The organism is Streptomyces sp. NPDC055243, assembly GCF_044544025.1.
Taxonomy (GTDB): Bacteria; Actinomycetota; Actinomycetes; order Streptomycetales; family Streptomycetaceae; genus Streptomyces.
In genome coordinates this window covers 20351-38127 of sequence record NZ_JBITWR010000013.1, presented here as the reverse complement: position 1 = coordinate 38127, position 17777 = coordinate 20351, and the positions used below count along the sequence as shown (strand labels likewise).

At 73.4% G+C, this 17777-nt stretch carries 15 protein-coding genes; 6 read left to right on the top strand and 9 right to left on the bottom strand.

The features are described 5' to 3' along the window. Window positions 1–16: 16 nt before the first annotated feature. From ACIGXX_RS31615 to ACIGXX_RS31600, 4 genes are all read right to left on the bottom strand, one after another. Window positions 17–1105, bottom strand: coding sequence for a ferredoxin reductase (locus tag ACIGXX_RS31615; protein WP_399980719.1), 1089 nt, complete (start codon window positions 1103–1105; stop codon window positions 17–19). A gap of 269 nt (window positions 1106–1374) precedes the next feature. Continuing rightward, window positions 1375–2415, bottom strand: coding sequence for an NAD(P)-dependent alcohol dehydrogenase (locus ACIGXX_RS31610; protein ID WP_351164478.1), 1041 nt, complete (start codon window positions 2413–2415; stop codon window positions 1375–1377). A gap of 146 nt (window positions 2416–2561) precedes the next feature. Beyond that, a complete protein-coding gene (locus tag ACIGXX_RS31605; protein WP_399980716.1) occupies window positions 2562–4544 on the bottom strand; it encodes a serine/threonine protein kinase in 1983 nt (660 codons plus the stop codon). Window positions 4545–4623: 79 nt separating this feature from the next. Beyond that, window positions 4624–5412: an SMP-30/gluconolactonase/LRE family protein gene (locus tag ACIGXX_RS31600; protein ID WP_399980713.1), complete on the bottom strand. Its 789-nt coding sequence runs from the start codon at window positions 5410–5412 to the stop codon at window positions 4624–4626. A 388-nt stretch (window positions 5413–5800) separates the two neighbouring features. Between ACIGXX_RS31600 and ACIGXX_RS31595 the strand changes: the two genes are divergently transcribed. Beyond that, a complete protein-coding gene (locus ACIGXX_RS31595; protein ID WP_399980710.1) occupies window positions 5801–6793 on the top strand; it encodes a winged helix-turn-helix transcriptional regulator in 993 nt (330 codons plus the stop codon). 57 nt (window positions 6794–6850) lie between these two features. Here the strand turns inward: ACIGXX_RS31595 and ACIGXX_RS31590 are convergent, their stop codons facing one another. After that, window positions 6851–7210, bottom strand: a complete 360-nt coding sequence (locus tag ACIGXX_RS31590) for a hypothetical protein (RefSeq protein WP_351164231.1) — start codon at window positions 7208–7210, stop codon at window positions 6851–6853. Between the two features lie 240 nt (window positions 7211–7450). Continuing rightward, on the bottom strand, window positions 7451–8899 hold the full coding sequence (gene argG, locus ACIGXX_RS31585) for an argininosuccinate synthase (RefSeq protein WP_351164230.1): 1449 nt from the start codon (window positions 8897–8899) through the stop codon (window positions 7451–7453). Window positions 8900–9042: 143 nt separating this feature from the next. On the opposite strand from argG, the gene ACIGXX_RS31580 reads away from it, so the two are divergent. Then, window positions 9043–10359: an APC family permease gene (locus ACIGXX_RS31580; protein WP_399980705.1), complete on the top strand. Its 1317-nt coding sequence runs from the start codon at window positions 9043–9045 to the stop codon at window positions 10357–10359. A gap of 35 nt (window positions 10360–10394) precedes the next feature. Here the strand turns inward: ACIGXX_RS31580 and ACIGXX_RS31575 are convergent, their stop codons facing one another. Next, window positions 10395–10700, bottom strand: a complete 306-nt coding sequence (locus tag ACIGXX_RS31575; protein WP_351164228.1) for a PadR family transcriptional regulator — start codon at window positions 10698–10700, stop codon at window positions 10395–10397. 161 nt (window positions 10701–10861) lie between these two features. Between ACIGXX_RS31575 and ACIGXX_RS31570 the strand changes: the two genes are divergently transcribed. The 4 genes from ACIGXX_RS31570 (at window position 10862) to ACIGXX_RS31555 (ending at window position 16156) form a co-directional block, all read left to right on the top strand. Continuing rightward, a complete protein-coding gene (locus tag ACIGXX_RS31570; RefSeq protein ID WP_351164227.1) occupies window positions 10862–11395 on the top strand; it encodes a GNAT family N-acetyltransferase in 534 nt (177 codons plus the stop codon). A 144-nt stretch (window positions 11396–11539) separates the two neighbouring features. Continuing rightward, the gene (locus ACIGXX_RS31565) at window positions 11540–13033 is read left to right on the top strand and encodes an ABC transporter substrate-binding protein (RefSeq protein WP_351164226.1); all 1494 of its coding nucleotides are present in this window, start codon (window positions 11540–11542) and stop codon (window positions 13031–13033) included. Between the two features lie 7 nt (window positions 13034–13040). Continuing rightward, window positions 13041–14870: an ABC transporter permease subunit gene (locus ACIGXX_RS31560; RefSeq protein ID WP_399980699.1), complete on the top strand. Its 1830-nt coding sequence runs from the start codon at window positions 13041–13043 to the stop codon at window positions 14868–14870. 20 nt (window positions 14871–14890) lie between these two features. Continuing rightward, a complete protein-coding gene (locus ACIGXX_RS31555; protein ID WP_399981043.1) occupies window positions 14891–16156 on the top strand; it encodes an MDR family MFS transporter in 1266 nt (421 codons plus the stop codon). On the opposite strand, the gene ACIGXX_RS31550 is transcribed toward ACIGXX_RS31555, so the two are convergent. Further along, window positions 16145–17026 (bottom strand): ATP-binding cassette domain-containing protein, encoded by an 882-nt coding sequence (locus ACIGXX_RS31550; RefSeq protein ID WP_351164224.1) that lies wholly within the window; start codon window positions 17024–17026, stop codon window positions 16145–16147. The genes ACIGXX_RS31555 and ACIGXX_RS31550 overlap by 12 nt on opposite strands. Next, the gene (cbiQ, locus tag ACIGXX_RS31545; protein WP_399980695.1) at window positions 17023–17772 is read right to left on the bottom strand and encodes a cobalt ECF transporter T component CbiQ; all 750 of its coding nucleotides are present in this window, start codon (window positions 17770–17772) and stop codon (window positions 17023–17025) included. The genes ACIGXX_RS31550 and cbiQ overlap by 4 nt, the downstream gene beginning before the upstream one ends. Between the last annotated feature and the right edge of the window lie 5 nt (window positions 17773–17777).

Genomic DNA, 17777 nt, shown 5'->3' with positions numbered 1-17777 from the left:
AGGACTCCTTCGGTGGCTAGGCGTCGAGGGCCGTCGGTCCGGCCGCGGCCGAGACACAGGTCTGGATCAACTGGCCGGTCCGGTCGTGGATTTCGCCGGTACGCAGATCGCGCACGCGCCCGTAGGTCAGCGGAGTGAGGCAGCCGAAACAGAGGCCTCGTCGGCATCCGTACGGCATCGGTACCCCCGCGGACTCGCCGACGGCGAGGAGCGGGGTCGACGCGTCCGCGGCGATCTCCTTACCGGTGCGGGTGAACAGGACCCGGCCGCCGGGGGCGGCATCGGGGTCCGGCGGCAGGACCGGGGCGAGCCGGAAGCGCTCCACATGGAGCCGTTGCCGCAGGCCTGCCCTCCCCCAGTGGTCCTCCATCGCGTCGAGCAGCGTGGCCGGACCGCAGGCCCAGGTCTCGCGCTCGCGCCAGTCGGGGCAGAGCCGCCCCAGGGCCTCCGGGGTGAGCCTGCCGTTCCGCCGCGTGTGGTGTTCGTCGTAGGACAGCCAGGTCAACCGCCGCCGGGCCGCGTGCAGTTCACCGCTGAAGATGCTGTCCTTGGCGCTGGGCGCGCTGTGCAGCAGGACGGCATCGGAGGGCGGGGGCCGTCGGCGCATGAGAGTGCGGAGCAGGCTCATCACCGGGGTGATGCCGCTGCCCGCGGTCACCAGGAGGATGCGGGCGGGGAGTGGGTCCGGCAGCACGAACTCCCCTTGCGCCGGGCCGAGTCGGAGCACCGTGCCCGGCGGCGTCCGGTGGGCGAGGCGCGGGGACACCTTGCCGTCGGGCGCGGCCTTGACGGTGATCGTCAGCAGTCCGTCCGCCCGGTCCGGCGCGGAGGTGAGGGAGTAGGTGCGCCAGTGCCGTACGCCGTCCATCTCGACGCCGACCGGGAGGTACTGCCCCGCCCTGTGTCCCGCCCAGCCCCGGCCGGGCCGCAGGGTGAGGGTGGTGGCGTCCGGGGTCTCCGGGCGCACCGCCGTCACCCGGCCCGCGGGAAGCCGCGCGTCGAGCAGGGGATCGATCAGTCCGAGATAGTCGTCCGGGGCGAGCGGGCTGGTCAGCCAGGAGGCTGCGGTCAACAGCCTGCCCATGAGGGCCGGTAACGCAGGCATGGCGCGGGTTCCTCTCGTCACGCGGCACGAGGGGTGTCGCGTACGTCGAGTCGTCCCGGGCCCGGCTGGGACCACGTAACCACGCCGGTGCGAACTGGCGCACGACCAGGAGGCCGTATCCCGCCACCCGTGATCTGCGGTGCGCCTCGGGCGTGTCTCCCCCCGGTGCGGTGGGCTGGGGGGACAAGTCCCGGCGAGCCGGTCGGGAATGGCCGGATGATGATGCCCTTCCCGACGTCGTCGCGGCCGTGCGCCGAGGGCCGGCGGGGTCAGCCGTGGGGCAGGATGACCGCCCGGCCGTCGATGCGGCCCTCGTGCAGGTGCTCGTACGCCTTGGGGGCGTCGTCCAGGGTGTACGTCTCCACATGGACGTCGATCGCGCCGGAGCGGGCCAGGTCGAGGACCTCGATCAGCTCGGCCCTGCTGCCCCAGTACGGGGCGCGGACCGCGGCGTCGTAGGGGGTCGTGCCGAAGCCGACGGACGCGGCGCCGCCGCCGATGCCGACGATCGTGACGTCCGCCTCCACGGCTGCGCAGGCGGTCGCCGTGGCGACGGTGGGCGGCGCGCCGACGAAGTCGAACACCGCCTGGGCGCCGAGGCCGCCGGTCAGCTCGCGGACCTTCGCCGCCGCGTGCTCGTCCGACAGGACGGTCTCGTGGGCGCCGACCTGGTGGGCGAGGCGCAGCTTGCCGTCGGTGACGTCCAGGGCGATCACCCGTGCCGGGGTCAGCGCGCGCAGCAGCTGGATGGCGACGTGCCCCAGACCGCCGGTGCCGATGACCACGGCGGTGCTGCCGGGGGTCAGCTTGGGCAGGGAGGTCTTGATGGCGTGGTACGGGGTCAGGCCCGCGTCGGTGAGCGGCACGGCGGTCACCGGGTCGAGGCCGCCCAGCGGGACCAGGTGGCGCGCGTCGTCCACGATCATGTACTCGGCGATGGCGCCGGGCGCCCCGAGTCCGGGCGGCAGGATGCCGAGCTCGGCGGCGCGCGTGCAGTAGTTCTCCTTGCCCTGCGCGCACATCAGGCAGGCTCCGCAGCCCCACGGTCCGTAGACGGCCACGGAGTCGCCGGCCTCGAAGCCGGCGACGCCCTCGCCGAGGGCGGCGACGGTCCCCGCGCCCTCATGGCCAAGGGTGAGCGGCAGCGGGAAGGCCAGCGCCTCCGCGGGCCAGCTCATCACCGCGATGTCGGAGTGACAGACGCCCGCGGCGGTGACCTTCAGGAGCACCTGGCCGGGGCCCGGCTCCGGGCGGGGGACGGTGACCACCTCGGGGGCCGTGCCCACGCTGCGGTACTGGACGGCCTTCATCGTGGAAGGCAGTTCGGGGCGTTCTTGCGCTGACATCTGGGATGCCTCTTCTCGTTCCTCGTACGGTGCGCCTGATGTCCCCCTTGTCCGTCTACTGTACTCCTCTCGATGTCCCAATGGGACACATGACCCACTGGGACACCTGGTCAGGACCGGTCGTAGTGATACCCGTCGCCGTGGGCGGGTCCGACGTCGTGGCGGATGCCGCTCGGGGCGTCGAGGGTGAAGAAGGAGGGGTCCATGTCCCCGCACAGGATCTGGCTGGAGCGCCCCTCGTCCACGTGAGCGGTGCCGACGTTGATGCGCTTGCCGCCGTCGGCCACCGACACCAGCTTGGCGTGGTTCTCGCAGTGCCCGCCGTTGCCCGAATCGGTGACGAGCTTGACGGCGTACCCGCCCGGTGCGACCCGGTAGATGATCACCTTCTGCGGCTGCTGGACGTACGGAGACGTGAGGGTCCAGGTTCCGACGAAGCCCTGCGGGACGCGGTTGTCGGAGGTGCCGGAGCCCGAGCCGGACCCTGACCCTGACCCCGCACCTGTGCCCGAGCCGGAGTCGGAGTCGGAGTCGCCTGATCCCGAACCGCCTCCGCCCGACGGCGCCTTGGGGTCTGCACCCTCCTCCCCCGCGGCTGCGGGGTCGTCGCCGGAGGCGCTGTCATTGCCCGCGGCGCCCCCGGAGGAGTTGCCGTCCTTGCCCGCCGAGGAGTCGCCGCCCTTGCCCTTCTCCTCGCCGTCTTTTCCGTCCTTGCCGTCCTTGCCCTTGCCGTCGGGGTCCTTCGATCCCGTAGGCGCCGGAGATGTCGGGGAGCTGTCGGAGCCGGGCGGGGTGCCGTCGGCTCCAGGGGCTCCCTGGGCGCCGTCCTCGCCGTCGAGCAGGGCCACGGTGCCTCCGGAGGCCAGCACGGCGGTGACCGCTACGGCCATGGCCCAGGTCCTGCGCGTGCGCCGGTGGGCGCGCTTGGGGGCGGACGCGCCCACCGCCGGGGAGATCACTGCCGGGTCCGCCTTCTCCCGCGACTCCGGCTCGGCCTTCGCCTCTCCCCCGGCCTCCGGTTGCGGCTCGGGAGCCGCCCGCAGCCCGAAGGTCGCGACGTCCCCCGCCGGAGCGGGCTCCGGCGGCTCGGAAGCCCCCGCGGCCTCGCTGCCCGGCGCCTCCACGTCCAGCAGCCTCGCCGCGTCCTCCGCGAGGCGGGCCACCAGCGCCGGCGGCAGCCAGGCACCCTTCCCCGCACCCGAGGGGCGGGGCCGCTCGGGTGCCTCCAACAGCTCGTCCACGCCCGGCCGTTCGGCGGGTGACTTGGTCAGGCAGCGGGCGATGAACGCGCGCAGCGGCTCGTCCTTGACGAGGGTCAGGTCGGGCGCGGCCTCGACGATGCGGTACATCACCGCGTGCTGGTTGCTCGCGCCGTGGCCGAACGGCAGCTGCCCCGTCGCCGCGTACATGAGGACGCAGCCGAGCGCGAAGACGTCGGCCGGCGTGCCCGTCTCCTCGCCCAGGATCTGTTCGGGCGCCATGAAGCCGGGCGAGCCGATGACCATGCCCGTGCTGGTGAGCAGCGACTCCACGGATACCTGTAGCGCTCGGGCGATGCCGAAGTCGATGACCTTCGGGCCCGCGACGGTGAGCAGCACGTTGGACGGCTTCAGGTCGCGGTGCACGATGCCGGCGCCGTGGATGCCCTTCAGCGCCCGCAGCAGCCCGTCGGCCAGTGCGTACACCGAGGAGTCGGGCAGCGGGCCGTATGCCAGGAGCGCCTGCTCCAAGGAGGGGCCCGGCACGTATCCCGTGGCCACCCAGGGCCGCGCGGCGTCCGGGTCCGCGTCGAGCACCGGTGCCGTGAAGTGCCCGCCCACGCGCCGCGCCGCCTCGATCTCCCGGCGGAACCTGGCCCTGAACTCCTTGTTGGAGGTGTGCTCTTCGTGCACCACCTTCACGGCCACCGTGCGGCCGCCCTCGGAGCGGGCCAGGTAGACCCGGCCCATGCCGCCGGCACCGAGCCGGCCGATGAGCGGATAGGGGCCGATCCGACGCGGGTCGCCGGGCGTCAGCGGTTCTATGCCACCGCCGCCGCTGTCGCTGTCCCTGTCGCTCCCGCTGTCCCGCTCGTCGCCGTGGTCGCCACTCATGCTGCTCTGTTCCCCCGATGATTCATGTTCCGTACTCCGTACGCTGCCTTCGCACTACGCCCCGCGTCACACGACCAGGTCAGACCGTCACCTTCACGATGCGGCCGGACGCCTCGACCACGAACAGCTCCCGCCGCGCGTCGTGGTCGCCGAAGCCGCGCGGGACGCGCACGCTGCTCGGCATGCGCAGGCCCGACACCAGGACGCAGGAGCTGCCGGTGTCCGGGTCCACCCTGATGAGCTCGCCGTCGCGGAAGCTCGCGACCACCAAGTCGCCGTCGAAGGAGGTCAGGTCGTCGAGGAGCTTGATGTCCAGGGGGTTCGGGCTGAGTTCGGTGACCCTGGTGTGGCCCGCGGGGTTCTTCAGCGGGATGCGCACCACCGGGGACGCGGCGTCGGTGATGACACTGCTGTAGAGCTGGTCGCCGACGATCTCCAGGCCGTTGGTGCCGAAGACGTCCGCGGCCCGCGTCCACGCCTCGTCCTTCGTGCCGTCCGGGCGGATCTTGACGACGCCGGTGGCGAGTTCGCGGCTGAGGTAGAAGTTGCCGTCGGCGTCCACCGCAAGGCCGTTGATGCCGGAGACGCCGTCCACGAACTTCTCGGGCTCCGGCCGGGCGGCGGCCGGGTCGAACCGCATGATGCCGCCCCCGCCGGAGAGGGCCGACGTCAGCGGGTTCACGCCGTAGTTGACGTACATCATGCCGTCCGGGCCGCGGCGGATCCCGCCGGGTCCGTTGACCGGGAAGCTCGTCCTGAGCGTCCCGTCGGGGGCGTATCCCTCGACCCGGTGCTTCATGATGTGGGCGACCCAGAGCGTGCCGCGCCCGTCGAACTCCAGGTTCTCCCGCCAGTCCAGGATGGGCACGCCCCCTTCCTTGAACACCTCCACGCTCGCCCGCCCGGGGCACCGCTCCAGGCCAGAAGGGGCCCCCGAGGCTTGCGCCGGCGCCTGTACCCCGCCCACCAGCAGCGCCGAGAGCAGGCCTGCGGCGGTCACGGCACGCGCGGATCGCACGGCACGCGCGACGCGGTGGCGTAAGCGCGCGTGCGGGAGAGAGGTCGCCCGGGTCACAGGTGGTCCCTTCGATGGTCGCGTCGATGTGCCGCGCCGGTCCGGCGCAAAACTGATCGCATGCTCTGCGTGGGGCGGTCACACCCCAGCGCGACTCAACAGGCCACTGGTACCCCCGAGTTGATGGGTACTATAGAAAACCTAAGTGCCTGCTATCAATGGGGAAGGTGAACCGACTCGCATGACACGCAGCTATGACCAGTCCTGTCCGGCGGCGCGGGCCCTGGACGTCGTCGGCGGCCGATGGTCCCTGCTGATCGTGCGCGAGCTGCTGCTCGGCCCCAAGCGCTACACCGACCTCGTCGCGGGACTGCCCGGCATCGGCCCCAACGTCCTGGCCGAGCGACTGCGCGCGCTGCGCGACGCGGGCGTCCTCAGCCAGTCCAAGCTGCCGCCCCCCGCACCGTCCGCGGTGTACGAACTGACGGAACTCGGCGCCGCCATGTGCCCGGTGGTCGACGAACTCACCCGCTGGGGCATGCGGCTGCCGACGGCCTCCCGGCCGGGCGACACCTTCCGGCTCAACTGGGTGCTCGGCTGTCTGCGCGCCAGCTTCCGGCCCGACGAGGCCGGCGGTGTGCGGGAGACGTACGAGTTCCGGGTGGACGGCGACGCGTTCCACCTCCGGGTCGACGACGGCGTACTCGACATCCAGAACGGCAGCGCCACGGACCCCGCCTGCGTCATCACGACCGACCTCGGGACGTTCCTCGCCGTCGGCGCGCGCCTCGTGGACGTCCAGGACGCCATGGCGCGCGGCCTCGCCCAGCTGGAGGGTGAACTCCCGGCCGCCGCACGGGCGATCGCCATCGTCGGCGCGCATCCCGAGGCCACCGGAGGCCGGCACGGCATCGTCGGAGCGGTCGGCGCCTCGTTCCGTCCCGACCGCGCTCTCGGCGTACGCGAGACGTACGAGTGGGTGATCGGCGATCTCGTCTTCCACGCCCGCGTCGACGACGGCACGGTCGAGACGGACCTCGGACCCGCCGCGGACGCGGCCGTCACCCTCGTCACCGATCTGAGCACCCTGCTCCAACTGGGCGTCGGCTCGCTGCCGCTCGAGGACGCGCTCAGCGCGCAGCTCATCGAGGTCAACGGCGACCTGGACGCGGCGCTGCGGATGGCGGACGCCTTCGGCGTGGTCCGCGCCGACGGTGCGGCCTCGACTCACTGACGGCCGAGTGGCCCTGGTGCCGTACGGCACCAGGCACCAGGACCCCTCGGCGTGCGATCAGTTCAGCGGGGCGGACACGGTCCCGTAGAACTGCATCGGCGGCCAACCACGCGACTCCAGCAGCCCGTTGATGGCATTGGCGACGTCCAGCTCCGTCACGTCCTTGCCCGACGGCGCGTTCTCGATCTCCAGGCTGAACTTCACCCGCATGGAGGCGTCGACGTCGCCGATGCTGGAGTTGCCGCTGAACTCGACCCCCGAACCCCACTCGACGTCGGAAGCGGTCGAAGCGCCCGCCGCCTTCCCCTCGGCCGCCTTGCCCTCGGCCGCCTCCGCCGAGCCCGCCGACGCGATGACCGCACCGGCCGCCGCCGAACCCGAATACCCCAGCAGCGCACGCCTGGAAACTCCGGCCATGATCCCCTCCTCGCAGACAAAGATCTCCCCCCTGGAGACCGAAGGTGATCGTATGCACGAGTCCGCCGAGACCGGGGCGGAATAGGATCATCCGCTCATCGTCCGCATGCACCGCATGGTCCGCCGGGTCCGCATGGCCCGCATGGCCCGCATCCATCGCAGCGGGCCCCGGCGGATCGAGATCCGCCGGGGCCCGCCGGCCGGTCGCGCGACGACCGATGAATGATCTCAGCCGTGATCTCAGTCCGTTCCGGACTCCATCGCGGCGCGGTCCAGCATCGTCTCCTCGTCCGTGGCGGTACCGCGCGAGGCGATCGCCTCGGCACCGCCGCCGTCCATGGCGCCGATCAGGCCGGTCGAAGCCGCCTGCGCGGCGCCGATCGGCGTCGGGTGGCCGCCGCCGACCAGGCCGAGGCCCGCGTACTGCTCGAGCCGCGCACGGGAGTCGGCGATGTCGAGGTTGCGCATGGTGAGCTGGCCGATCCGGTCCACCGGGCCGAACGCCGAGTCCTCGGTCCGCTCCATGGAGAGCTTGTCCGGGTGGTAGCTGAACGCCGGGCCCGTGGTGTCGAGGATCGAGTAGTCCTCGCCGCGCCGCAGCCGCAGCGTCACTTCGCCGGTGATCGCCGTGCCGACCCAGCGCTGCAGCGACTCGCGGATCATCAGCGCCTGCGGGTCCAGCCAGCGGCCCTCGTACATCAGCCGGCCCAGGCGCCTGCCCTCGTTGTGGTACGCGGCCACGGTGTCCTCGTTGTGGATCGCGTTGACCAGGCGCTCGTAGGCGATGTGCAGGAGCGCCATGCCGGGGGCCTCGTAGATGCCGCGGCTCTTGGCCTCGATGATCCGGTTCTCGATCTGGTCGGACATGCCCAGACCGTGCCGGCCGCCGATCGCGTTGGCCTCCATGACGAGGTCGACCGGGGAGGCGAACTCCTTGCCGTTGACGGTGACCGGGCGGCCCTGCTCGAAGCCGATCGTCACGTCCTCCGTGTCGATCTCCACCGCCGGGTCCCAGAACCGCACGCCCATGATCGGGTCGACCGTCTCGACACCCGTGTCGAGGTGCTCCAGGGTCTTGGCCTCGTGCGTGGCGCCCCAGATGTTGGCGTCCGTCGAGTACGCCTTCTCCGTCGAGTCGCGGTAGGGCAGGTCGTGGGCGACCAGCCACTCCGACATCTCCTTGCGACCGCCGAGCTCCGTGACGAAGTCCGCGTCCAGCCAGGGCTTGTAGATCCGCAGGTGCGGGTTGGCGAGCAGCCCGTACCGGTAGAACCGCTCGATGTCGTTGCCCTTGAAGGTGGAGCCGTCGCCCCAGATCTGCACCCCGTCCTCGAGCATGGCCCGCACCAGGAGCGTGCCGGTCACGGCGCGGCCCAGCGGCGTGGTGTTGAAGTACGGGCGCCCGCCCGACTTGATGTGGAAGGCGCCGCAGGCGAGCGCCGCGAGCCCTTCCTCGACCAGCGCGGCACGGCAGTCGACGAGCCGGGTGATCTCGGCGCCGTACGCGGAGGCGCGGCCGGGCACGGAGGCGATGTCGGGCTCGTCGTACTGGCCGATGTCGGCGGTGTACGTGCAGGGGACGGCGCCCTTGTCGCGCATCCAGGCGACGGCGACGGAGGTGTCGAGACCGCCGGAGAAGGCAATGCCGACGCGCTCGCCGGTGGGGAGGGAGGTGAGGACCTTGGACATAGGAAGAGTATGCATGACTTCGTATGACCATGCAACGTCGCTCGCGCGGCCGTCCCTCCTGTCGAGTGCCGATATCGGCTACCGTCATGACGCCGCCCGGGCCGTTCCCGCCGCAGAGGAACCACTCAGCCGAGGAGCCACCCATGAGCACTCCCCCCGCCTCACCGAACACCCCTCGACCGGAGCCGGAGCCGGGTCCGGGTGCGAGGCCGGTGCCGGCGCCCGAGCTGGAGCGCCGCCTCGGGGTGCACGACGCCGTGGTCATCGGCCTGGGGGCGATGCTCGGTGCGGGGATCTTCGCCGCCTTCGCCCCCGCCGCCCGCGCCGCGGGCTCGGGTCTGCTCGTCGGCCTGGCGGTCGCGGCGGTGGTCGCCTACTGCAACGCCACCTCGTCGGCCCGGCTCGCCGCCCGCCATCCCGCCTCCGGCGGCACGTATGTCTACGGCCGCGAACGGCTCGGCGATTTCTGGGGCTACCTCGCGGGCTGGAGCTTCGTCGTCGGCAAGACCGCCTCCTGCGCGGCCATGGCCCTCACCGCGGGCGCGTACGCCTGGCCCGGCCACGAACGCCCGGTGGCGATCGCCGCCGTGGTCGCCCTGACCGCCGTCAACTACATCGGCATCCAGAAGACCGCGTGGCTGACCCGCACCGTCGTCGCCCTCGTTCTCGCGGTCCTCGCCGCCGTCGTGGCCGCCTGCCTCACCAGTGGCCGAACCGACGCCGCCCGGCTGGAGTTGAGCGGCGACGCGAGCGTGGGCGGCGTGCTCCAGGCCGCCGGTCTGCTCTTCTTCGCCTTCGCCGGGTACGCGCGCATCGCCACGCTCGGCGAGGAGGTCCGCGACCCGCGCCGCACCATCCCCCGCGCGGTCCCGCTCGCCCTGGGCATCACGCTGGTGGTGTACGCGGCGGTCGCCACCGCCGTCCTCGCCGTGCTCGGCCCCGACGGCCTGGCGGACGCGACCGCGCCGCTCGCGGACGCGGTGCGCGCGGCCGGGGCGCCCGCCCTGGTGCCGGTGGTGCGCGTCGGCGGCGCCGTCGCCGCGCTCGGCTCGCTGCTCGCCCTGATCCTCGGCATCTCACGCACCACGCTGGCGATGGCCCGCGACCGCCACCTGCCGCACGCCCTTGCCACCGTCCACCCGCGCTTCCACGTCCCCCACCGGGCCGAACTCGCCGTCGGCGCGGCCGTGGTGGCCCTCGTCGCCTTCGCCGACCTGCGCGGCGCGATCGGCTTCTCCTCGTTCGGGGTGCTCGCCTACTACGCGATCGCCAACGCCGCCGCCCGGACCCTGACACCGGAGGAGGGCAGGCCGCCGCGCGCCGTGCCCGTCATCGGCCTGGCGGGCTGCCTGCTGCTCGCCTTCAGCCTTCCGCTCGCCTCCGTCGTCTCAGGGGCTGCCGTCCTGGCCGCCGGTGCGGTCGTCTTCTTCGTACGACGGACAGCGGCATCCCGTAGCTGACCGGCACATGAACGGGACGGCCGGACCCGCCCCCCTCAGACCCGGTCGTCGCCGAGGACCTCGCGGGCCAGTTCGGCGAGGGCCCTGCGGTCCTCGGCCAGCGCCTCGCGTCCGGCTGCGGTCGCCCGGTAGACCCGTCGCGCACGTCCGTCGACCACGCGCTGCTCGGAGGCGAGCAGCCCGTCCGCCTCAAGGCGGTGCAGCGTCGGGTACAGCGTGCCCGGACTGATGGCGTAGCCGTGGCCCGCCAGCTCCCGGGTCATCCAGGCGCCGTGGATCTCGCCCCGCGCCGCGTGATGCAAGATGTGCAGCCGCACGGCGCCCCGCTGGAACTCCCGCACCCCGCACCTCCACGCCGACCCCTGCCGGGTCGGTGCCGAAACCGATATCGGCTGCCGATTCTACGCGGCGAGGCGGCACCGCACCCGGTACGGAGACGGCGCCGAGGCCGGGCAACGCCGCTGGTGACGGGCCATATCGGCCTAATGCTTAGGATGTGCACGTGCATGAATACCGCATCAGGACGGCCACCGCCGACGATCTCGGCGCCGCACGAGCCGTCATGCTCGACACCGTCTACCACGACTTCGGCACGGGGTACGTACCGCGCTGGCACGGCGACATCATCGACCTCGACGGCGCGTATCTGAGCCCCGCCCGCCACACCCTGCTCGTCGCGGTGGACGAGCGGGACGGGACGGTCGCCGCCACCGCCGCCCTCGACTCCCGCGGGCCCGCACACCCGCCGAACCCGCGCTGGATCGCCGAGCGCTTCCCCTCGGGCGAGACGGCGCAGCTGCGGCGCGTCTACGTACGGGCCGAGCACCGGCGCCGCGGCCTTGCCCGGCGCCTGGTCGGCGAGCTCCTGGACTTCGCCGCGGCGGACGGCGGGTACCGCTCCGTCTATCTGCACACCGACCCGGCGGTGACCGGCGCCGAGGGGTTCTGGCGTTCGCTGGGCAAGGTGGTGCACGACGAGCGCGAGGACGCGGGCGCATCGCGCGTCGTGCATTTCGAAGTACCCATGCGGCCGTAGCCCCGGTGCGCAGACGTCCGCGGCCACATCATGACCCCCGAGCCATTAATGGAAATGGTTGTCATGTAACCTCTGTGGCTGCTGCCGCCTTTCGGACCCGCTCCCCACCGAGTCCGGACCCACTCCCCACCGAGAACGAGGACCATGCGCTCCGTCCGCCACCGTCCCCTCATAGCCGGCCTGCTCGTCGCGCCCCTGCTCGCCGGCTGTTTCGCCGCCAAGAACGACGCGTCGGGCGACACCGCGGGCGGCGCCCGGCTGAAGGTCGCACTCGCCTTCCCGCCCTCCGAGAACTTCTCCCCGTACGGAGCCGACGCCACCCTCCTCAGCCGTCTCGGCGTCACCGAGGGCCTGACCAAGCTGGACGCGAACGGCTCCGCAGCCCCCGCACTCGCCGCGTCCTGGAAGCAGGAGGGCGACCGCGGCTGGCTGTTCACCCTGCGCGAGGCCGACTTCCAGGACGGCACCCGCGTCACGCCGTCCGCCGTCGCGTCGTCCCTCACCCACGCGGGCAAGGCCGACCCCGTCACCGCCGCCCTGTCGGGAGCCACCCTCACCGCCGAACCCGTCGGCGACGACCGGGTCCGGATCACCACCGCGGACCCTGACCCGGCGCTTCCACTGCGTCTGTCCAGCCCCGGCCTCGCCGTGCTCTCCGCGAAGGCGTACGAGAAGGGCGACAAGGTCAGTCCGGTCGGCACCGCCACGGGACCCTTCGAGCTCACCAAGACGACCGGCGCCACCGCGGCCACCCTCGACCGCTTCGACGACTACTGGGGCGGGCGCGCCCAGGCGTCCGGCGTCGACGCCCGGTTCATCGCCGACGGCACCGCGCGCACGAACGCGCTGCGCACCGGCGACGTGGACATCGCCGAGGCCGTGCCCGTCTCGCAGGCCGCCTCCCTCGACAAGGGCCACAGCCGCGAGACCGCCACGGCCCGCACCACCGCTCTCCAGCTCAACACCGAGAAGGGCGCCTTCAAGGACCCCGGCCTGCGCGCCGCCGCCCGTGCCGCGATCGACACGTCCGCACTCGCCAAGGACGTGTACGAGGGCCACGCCGACACCGGCGAGGGCATCTTCGGCCCGGCCCTGACGTGGGCCGAGGGCAAGCGCGACAAGCCCGAGGGCCGGGCGCGGGCCAAGGCACCCGGCGGCAGGTCGATCACCCTGGCCACGTACGACAACCGGCCCGAGCTGCCCGAGGTCGCCCAGGTGCTCAAGCAGCAGCTGCAGAAGGCCGGGTTCAAGGTGACGCTGGAGGTGCGCGAGTCCTCCCGCATCGAGGGCGACGCGCTGTCCGGGAAGTTCGACGCCTTCGTCGGCGCCCGCAACACCATGCTCGACACCGGCGACCCCGTCTCGGTCCTCGCCAGCGACTACACCTGCGACGGCAGCTACAACCTCTCGCTGCTGTGCGACACCTCGGTCGACAAGGCCGTGCGGAAGGCCGAGAACGCGGCCGACACCGCCGAGCGCCAGGACGCGGCCATGGCCGCCGAGGCCGCGATCCTGGGCACCGACGCCGTCGTCCCGCTGGTCCACCAGCGGATCATCACGGGCGTCGGCGGCTCGGTGCGGGGCGAGATCCTCGACCCGTACGAGCGGACGCTGGTCTCCGCCGGCACGAGGCGCTGAGGACGGCGTGCGGAGCCTCGTCCGCGCCGGCCGGCCGGCGGCGCTGCTCTGGCGCGCGGTCCTCGCCGCCGCGCTGCTGTGCGTGATCGGTCTGCTGCCCTGGCTCTCGCGGACCGACCCGGCGCTCACCGTGCTCAAGGCCCGGGCCGCGGAGCGCACCCCCACCCCCGAGGTCCTGGCGGCCATCCGCGGCGAACTCGGCCTGGACGGCGGCCCGTTGCGGCTGCTCGGCCGGTGGACGGGCGGGCTGCTGCGCGGGGACGCCGGACGGTCGTGGATCTCCGGCGACGCGGTCCTGCCCTCCGTGGCGCAGTCCCTGGGCGTGTCGTTGCTGCTGATGTCCGTGGCCTTGGCCGTGGCCGTTCTCACGGCCGGCGCGGTGTGCGCCCGCACGCTGTGGCTCGGCTCCCGGCGGCGGCTCTCCGGGCGCCGGACCTCGCGCGGCGGCGCCGCGATGCTTGCCGCGCTGCCCGAGTTCCTGACCGCGTCGGTGCTCGCCACCGTGGTCGGCGTGCAGTTGGGCTGGCTGCCAGCCCTCGGCTGGTACGGGCCCCAGTGGCTCGTACTGCCCGCGGTCTCGCTGGGCCTGCCCGCCGGGGCGCTGCTCGGGCGGCTCATCGACGACCTGCTGCCCGGTGCCTTCGCCGAGCCGTGGGCGCGGGCCGCCGCGGCCCGCGGCATCCCGAGTCGACGCATCGCCTGCCACGCGCTGCGCCGCTGCGTCCCCGGACTGCTGCCAAACGTCGGCCTGTTCGTCGTGGGCCTGACCGGCGGCGCGGTCGCCGTGGAGCAGATCTTCGACATCCCAGGGCTCGGCCGCACCACCCTCCAGGCCGCGGTGGCGCAGGATCTGCCCGTCCTTCAGGCGGGCACGCTCGCGCTCGTGCTGCTCGCCGCCGTGGCGGGCGGCCTCTTCCGCCTCGCGGCCCGGCTCACGAGCGGTCCCGCCCTGCGCGACGGCGCGCTGCCGACCCTGCACAGCCCGGCGTCACCCGCGCCGAGCCGGATGCCGCTGCTGTACGGCGGACTGCTCCTGGGCGTCGTCCTGCTCAGCCTGGCCCGCGATCCCCTCGCCCTGGACACCGCGGCCCGGCTCCAGTCGCCGTCCTGGGCGCACCCGTTCGGCACGGACGCCTTGGGGCGCGATGTGCTGGCCCGGGTCGGGCACGGCGCGCTGCACACCCTCGCCCTGGCCCTGGGGATCAGTGCCTTCGCCCTGGTGGCCGGTGTCCTGCTCGGCCTCCTGCCCCGGTTCTCCGGCCCGCTCCTCGACACGCTCAACGCCATACCGCCCACGCTCGCGGGCCTGCTCGTCGCCGGTGTCGCGGGCAGCGGCGCGGCCACCCCGGCCATCGCGGTGGCCTCCGTGGCCTGGGTCCCCCTGGCCGCCCATACGGCTGCCCTGCTGCTCCAGGAGCGCGCCACCCTGCACTTGACGGCCACCCGCAGCCTGGGCGCGGGCCGTCGCCACCAGCTCCGGCACCATCTGCTGCCCGCGGTACTGCCTCCCGTCACCCGCCACGCGCTGCTTCGGCTCCCCGGCGTCGCGCTGGCCCTGGCCGCCCTCGGCTTCCTCGGCCTCGGCGCCCAGCCGCCGTCCCCCGAGTGGGGCCTGCTCCTCGCCGAGAACCAGCCCTACGCCGAACGCGCCCCCTGGGCGCTGCTCGCCCCGGCAGCCGCGCTCGCCCTGCTGGGAGCCCTCGCGGTGACGGCGGCGGGCGGCGTACCGATTCCTCGGTGGCTGCGGCGCGGGCGGCGGCCCGAAGACCCGCCCCGCGCAGCCGACGTACCGCCTGTGAAGCGGGAGTTGACCACGGCAGGGACGGCCGCCCGGTGAGCGGTCGACGTCTGCTGCCCCTGCCCGCCACGCTCCGGTCCCGCGCCGGGCAGCGGTCGCCCCGCGAGCGGACCTGGCCGAACCTGTCCCCGCTGCTCCGGCTGCTGATCCTGACCCAACTCGCCTTCAACATCGGCTTCTTCGCCGTCCTGCCCTTCCTGGCCGAGCACCTGGGCGCGGCGATCGGCATGGCGGGCTGGCTGGTCGGTCTCGTGCTCGGCCTGCGGACGTTCAGCCAGCAAGGGCTGTTCGTCGTGGGCGGCGCCCTGACCGACCGGTACGGCGTACGTCCGGTCGTGCTCAGCGGCTGCGTGCTGCGGATCGCCGGTTTCGCCTGGCTCGGGTACGCGCAACAAACCTGGTCGGTCATCGGGGCTGTCCTCCTGATCGGGTTCGCCGCCGCCCTGTTCTCCCCCGCCGTGGAATCCGAGGTCGCCCGGCAGGCCGTCCTCTGGGAGGAGGAGGGCCGCGGTCCGCGGACCCGCGTCCTGGCCCTGCTCACCGTGGCGGGCCAGGCCGGTGCGTTCCTCGGTCCGCTCCTGGGCGCGCTGTTGCTGTCGGTGGACTTCCGCACGGTGTGCCTGGCCGGGGCCGGGGTCTTCGTCCTCGTCCTGGCCGGGCACCTGTGGCTGCTGCCCCAGCGCATCCCCGGGCGGGAGCGGATCCGCGTACGAGGAGGCGTGGGCGAGATGCTGCGCAACCGGCGTTTCCTGGCGGTGTGCGGGGCGTACGGCGCCTATCTCCTGGCGTACAACCAGCTCTATCTCGCCCTCCCGGCCGAGGTGGAGCGCACGGCGGGGTCGCAGGCGCCGCTGGCCTGGCTCTTCGCCCTCTCCTCGATCCTGGTGGTGACCACGCAGCTGCCGGTCACCCACTGGGCCGCGGGCCGGCTCGACCAGCGGCGCTCCATGGCCGCCGGGCTCGTGCTCATCTCCGTCGGGTTCGCCGTCGTGGCCCTCGCGCGGCCTGCCGCCTGGACGGGTGCGGCCGGGCTGCTGCCCGCCGCCGGGTTCGTGGTCCTGCTCACGCTCGGGCAGATGCTGGTCGCCCCGGCCGCGCGCGCCTGGGTCCCCGATCTCACGCGTGACGGCAGGCTCGGCCTGTACACCGGCGCCATGTCCTCGGTGTCCGGTCTGATCGTCCTCGCGGGCAGCGCCGCGACCGGCTCGCTCCTGGACGCGGGGCTGCCGCCCTGGGTGCCGTGGCTCGCGCTCGCCGCGGTCCCGCTGCTGGCCGTGGCGCTCCTGCCCGGCCGCACCCCGGCCCCGGCCCGGTCAGCCGGCTGACGCGCCGGGCATCGCCGGAGCCGTGAGGGCCGCCAACTCCTCGGGGGTGCGCGGCCCTTCGCCCGCCCCGGCCAGCAGGCCCTTGGTCCGCAGCAGCTCCGCGACGGCGATCCCCCACGGCAGCCGAAGGCCCGCCTGTGCCAGGAGGTCGCGGTGGGCCAGCATCGTGCCGACCGGCCCTGTGCGCACGCCCGAGGGGGTGAGCAGCGCCGCGTCGTCGGCCCAGCGCAGGGCCAGGTCCACGTCGTGGGTGGCCATGACCACGGTCGTCCCCGCGTCCCGCAGGCCTTGCAGGGTGGTCAGGAGACGTTCCTGTCCGTCGGGGTCGAGCCCGGCGGTCGGCTCGTCGAGGATCAGTACGCGCGGACGCATCGCCACGGCGCCTGCGATGGCCGTCCGCTTGCGCTGGCCGTAGGAGAGCAGATGGGTGGGGCGGTCCGCCAGGGCGCTGATGTCCAGCGCGGCGAGCGCCTCGGCGACCCGTGCCCGCACCTCGGCATCGGGCAGCCCCAGGTTGAGCGGCCCGAAGGACACGTCCTGCTCGACCGAGGCGGCGAACAGCTGGTCGTCCGGGTCCTGGACGACCAGTTGAACGGTGGTGCGCAGCCGGGTCAGGCCCTTGCGGTCGTACGTCACGGGCGTGCCCCCGAGCGTCAATCCGCCCCGGTCCGGACGGAGTCCGCCGCTGAGCAGCCGCATGAGAGTGGTCTTGCCGCTGCCGTTGCGCCCGAGCAGCGCGAGGGCGCGCCCCTCGGTGACGTCGAAGTCCAGGCCGCTGAGCACGGTGGGCCCGTCCTCGTAGGCGTAGGAAGCGGCGCGCAGAGCGACCAAGGACCCGCCCGGTTCGCGAGGAGCGCTCGGCTCGCTCATGGAAGAAGCCTTTCCAGTACGAGGGTGAGGGCCACCAGGCCCGTGAGGAGTACCGCGCTGACGGCCACGAAGCGGCGGGAGATCCGCGCCTCGGGCACGAGCACCCGCAGCGTCCCGTCGTAGCCGCGCCCGGCGAGCCCGGCCTGCAGCCGGCCCGCCCGGTCGAAGGCGCGCACGAACGCGGTGGCGCCGAGGCCGCCCAGCGAACGCCAGGTGGCGGCCCGGGTGGTGTGGCCCAGGCGCGCGGCCTGCGCCTGCCGGATCCGGCTCATGGAGTCCAGGAGCAGGAAGCTCATGCGGTACATGACGAGGGCCACGTCCACCACCGGCGCCGGTACGCCCACCTTCACCAGGCGGGGCAGCAGGTCCGACATGGGCGTGGTGAAGGCGAAGAGCAGGACGCCGAGCGAGGCCGCCGACGTGCGCAGGAGCAGACCGCCCGCGCGTGCGGGGCCGCCGTCGGCGAGCGTGACGAACCCTTCGGGGCCGCCGAGTTGCACGATCAGGGTCAGGGCGCCGGTGACGCAGAAGCCGAGCGGCACGCGGTAGGCGCGCCACAGTTTGCGCGGCGGCACACCGGCGGGCCCGAGCAGTACGGCGAGCGCGGCGACCAGGACCAGGGCGGCACCCGGCCAGGGCGGCAGAGAGACGGCGAGGACGGTGAAACCGAGGCCGAGCACGGCCTTGTCCACGGGGTGGCGGCGGCGCCAGCGACTGCTGTGCGCCGCCGCGTCGATGGGCAGCACGCGGG

Coding starts and splice junctions, on each gene's coding strand:
- ACIGXX_RS31580 (WP_399980705.1), top strand. CDS start 9,043: ATGAGCACTCCCCCCGCCTCACCGAACACCCCTCGACCGGAGCCGGAG.
- ACIGXX_RS31550 (WP_351164224.1), bottom strand. CDS start 17,026: ATGAGCGAGCCGAGCGCTCCTCGCGAACCGGGCGGGTCCTTGGTCGCT.
- ACIGXX_RS31590 (WP_351164231.1), bottom strand. CDS start 7,210: ATGGCCGGAGTTTCCAGGCGTGCGCTGCTGGGGTATTCGGGTTCGGCG.
- ACIGXX_RS31595 (WP_399980710.1), top strand. CDS start 5,801: ATGACACGCAGCTATGACCAGTCCTGTCCGGCGGCGCGGGCCCTGGAC.
- ACIGXX_RS31610 (WP_351164478.1), bottom strand. CDS start 2,415: ATGAAGGCCGTCCAGTACCGCAGCGTGGGCACGGCCCCCGAGGTGGTC.
- ACIGXX_RS31605 (WP_399980716.1), bottom strand. CDS start 4,544: ATGAGTGGCGACCACGGCGACGAGCGGGACAGCGGGAGCGACAGGGAC.
- ACIGXX_RS31615 (WP_399980719.1), bottom strand. CDS start 1,105: ATGCCTGCGTTACCGGCCCTCATGGGCAGGCTGTTGACCGCAGCCTCC.
- ACIGXX_RS31565 (WP_351164226.1), top strand. CDS start 11,540: ATGCGCTCCGTCCGCCACCGTCCCCTCATAGCCGGCCTGCTCGTCGCG.
- argG (WP_351164230.1), bottom strand. CDS start 8,899: ATGTCCAAGGTCCTCACCTCCCTCCCCACCGGCGAGCGCGTCGGCATT.